The sequence below is a fragment of the Pseudorhodoplanes sp. genome (assembly GCF_035565855.1).
Lineage (GTDB): Bacteria > Pseudomonadota > Alphaproteobacteria > Rhizobiales > Xanthobacteraceae > Pseudorhodoplanes.
The window spans coordinates 1-2,786 of record NZ_DATMRX010000217.1 but is presented as its reverse complement, the minus strand read 5'-3'; the positions used below and the strand labels follow the sequence as shown (position 1 = coordinate 2,786).

3 protein-coding genes are annotated in these 2,786 nt (G+C 61.9%); 2 read left to right on the top strand and 1 reads right to left on the bottom strand.

From position 1 onward, the window contains the following. The coding region (locus VN004_RS12095; RefSeq protein WP_325610305.1) for an ATP-binding cassette domain-containing protein at nt 1–283 on the bottom strand (283 nt) is incomplete at its 3' end. 150 nt (nt 284–433) lie between these two features. On the opposite strand from VN004_RS12095, the gene VN004_RS12090 reads away from it, so the two are divergent. Both VN004_RS12090 and VN004_RS12085 read left to right on the top strand, forming a co-directional pair. After that, nucleotides 434–1,798, top strand: coding sequence for a malonyl-CoA decarboxylase (locus tag VN004_RS12090; protein WP_325610303.1), 1,365 nt, complete (start codon nt 434–436; stop codon nt 1,796–1,798). 11 nt (nt 1,799–1,809) lie between these two features. Then, nucleotides 1,810–2,786 (top strand): AMP-binding protein (locus tag VN004_RS12085; protein ID WP_325610301.1); only part of this gene is annotated, 977 nt, incomplete at its 3' end.

The following is a 2,786-nucleotide window of genomic DNA, read 5'->3' as shown; positions in this document are numbered from 1 at the left end:
GATTGCGGCCGTTGAACAGAACGCGTCCCTTCGGAATGCGTCCGGTCAATTTCGGCAGCAGCCGCATGATCGACAGGGCGGAGACCGACTTGCCGGACCCGGATTCACCCACGATCGCGACCACCTCGCCGGGATCGATATGATAGGACAACCCTTCTACCGCACGGACGATGCCGCGCGACGTCAGGAACTGGACGTGGAGGTCATCGACCTCAAGCAAGGGGATGGCCGCCCCAACGCCGGCCTGCCCTCGCGTTTCCACCCGCTGTTCGATGGTGACCACCGATTATTCTTTATTATCCCAACACAGCCTATAGCTGATCAGGTCCGAAACGACCACCTCGAAAAGCACCGGAATCGGGACCAAATCTGCTAGGAACAGAGACCTGCGGAAATTCGCCGCAGGCTTGATCGAAAGTTCGAGACCACTTCCATGAATGGCGCTTTTTTCGGCGACTTGCTCCAGTCCATTTCAGATCGCGGAAGGAAGCTTCTGACGCGGCGCACAAACGCCGTCACCCGGTCGGCCGACTTTGTAGTTCTCTGCGAGGATCTCCTGTCGGGCCGCGGTGAGGCATCCGGTGTTGCGCTGGCGCGGGAAATCCTCAATCGCTACGCGGCCCTGACGATCGGTCCGCGCACTGCCTTTTTTGAGGCTCTGGCACGGCAATTCGGCCCGGATCGTGCGCGCATGGAAAGGGCCATCGCGGCCTGGCAGGCCGATCCCAGCGATGCCACGGCCGCGGAAGTTCATCAGGCGGCGGAGCCGCGGCGTCAGGAATTGTTTCGCAGGCTCAACCTTGCGCCGGGCGGCACTGCGGCTCTGGTCCGCATGCGCGAACACTTGCTCGATGCCATGGCTCACCGGAGCGACCTTGCCGTGGTCGATGCCGACTTCGTGCATCTGTTCTCGTCGTGGTTCAATCGCGGCTTCCTCGTGTTGCGGGACATCGACTGGTCGACCCCGGCCAATATCCTGGAAAAGATCATCCGGCATGAGGCGGTGCACAAAATCCGGAGCTGGGATGATTTGCGCCGCCGGATCGATCCGGATGACCGATGCTGTTTCGCGTTTTTTCATCCCGCGCTGAACGACGAGCCGCTGATCTTCGTCGAGGTGGCGCTGACCTCCGGTATTCCCGGAGCGATCGAGCCAATTCTCGCGGCCGATCGCGAAACGCTCGATGCCAACGGAGTCGACACGGCGGTGTTCTATTCGATCTCCAACTGTCAGCGCGGCCTGAGCGGCGTCTCGTTCGGCAATTTCCTCATCAAGCAGGTGGTCGAGGAGATATCGCGCGACAATTCGCGGCTGAAGACCTTCGTTACCCTCTCTCCGGTCCCGGGCTTCGCCTCCTGGTTGAAGCGCGAGCGGCAATCCGGCCTGTTGCGGGCGCTGACCGAGGAGGATCGCGAGACCCTCTCGGCACTCGATACCGAGGGCTGGTGGCAGAACGAGGCGACGCGCGACGCGCTCGAGGAGCCGCTGAAGCGCGCCGCCGCGTGGTATTTCCTCCACGCCCGTAACGCCCGGGGCCTGCCCGCTGACCCCGTGGCCCGTTTCCATCTCGGCAACGGCGCTCGCCTCGAGCGCATCAATTATCTCGCCGACTTGTCTGAAAACGGGCTGCAACAGTCTTACGGCATCATGGTCAATTACCTCTACGACCTCGACGATATCGAAAAGAATCACGAGGCCTATGCCGAAAGCCGCATCGTGGTTGCCGCCAATCCGGTTAAGAAGCTTGCCCGACCCGGCCCGACCGGCGATCTCATCCCGCTGTCCAACAACGCCTGAAGTCTGACGTCATGAATCTGTTCGAAACGATCCGTTCTCGTATCGCCTCTCCGGCGCGGCCATTCATCATAAAGCCCGACGGCACCACCCTGACCTACGGCGACATGCTTGATCGCACCGGGCAACTCGCCAATGCGCTGGTTCTGGCCGGAGTCGAGCCGGGCGACCGCGTCGCGGTCCAGGTTGAAAAGTCGGTCGAGAATTTCCTTCTTTACCTCGCTGCGCTGCGCGCCGGCGCCGTCTATCTGCCCCTCAACACCGCCTACACGCTTTCAGAGCTGGATTACTTCATCGGCGATGCCGAACCGAAGCTCGTGGTGTGCGATCCGAGCAAGCGTGACGGGCTGACCGAGGTGGCGAAGCAACGTGGCGTCGCGTCGGTCGAAACGCTGGATGCCGCAGGGAAGGGCAGCCTGATCGATGCGACCGCAGGCGCACCGAAGGACTTCGCCGATGTCCCTCGCGCGGACGAGGATCTGGCGGCGATTCTCTATACCTCCGGCACCACCGGCCGCTCCAAGGGAGCGATGCTGACGCACAACAATCTGTCGTCCAATGCGCAGACGCTGGTGGACTATTGGCGCTTCACCGACAAGGACGTGCTGCTGCACGCGCTGCCGATCTATCACACGCATGGCCTGTTCGTGGCCGGCAACACCATCACGTTCGCCGGCGGCGCGATGATCTTTCTGCCGAAATTCGATGCCGATGAGGTGATGCGCTACCTGCCGAAGGCGACCTCGATGATGGGTGTGCCGACCTTCTACACGCGACTGCTCAGGCATCCGGGCCTGACGAAAGCGGCGTGTGCGCATATGCGGCTGTTCACCTCGGGCTCTGCGCCGCTGCTTGCCGAAACGCATGACGAATTTCAAGAGAAGACAGGTCACGCCATCCTCGAACGCTACGGCATGACCGAGACGAACATGAATACGTCGAATCCCTATGACGGGGATCGCATCGCCGGCACCGTGGGCTTCCCGCTGCC

Excerpts from the sequence above, each read along its gene's own strand:
- VN004_RS12090 (WP_325610303.1), top strand. The coding sequence starts at position 434 with ATGAATGGCGCTTTTTTCGGCGACTTGCTCCAGTCCATTTCAGATCGC.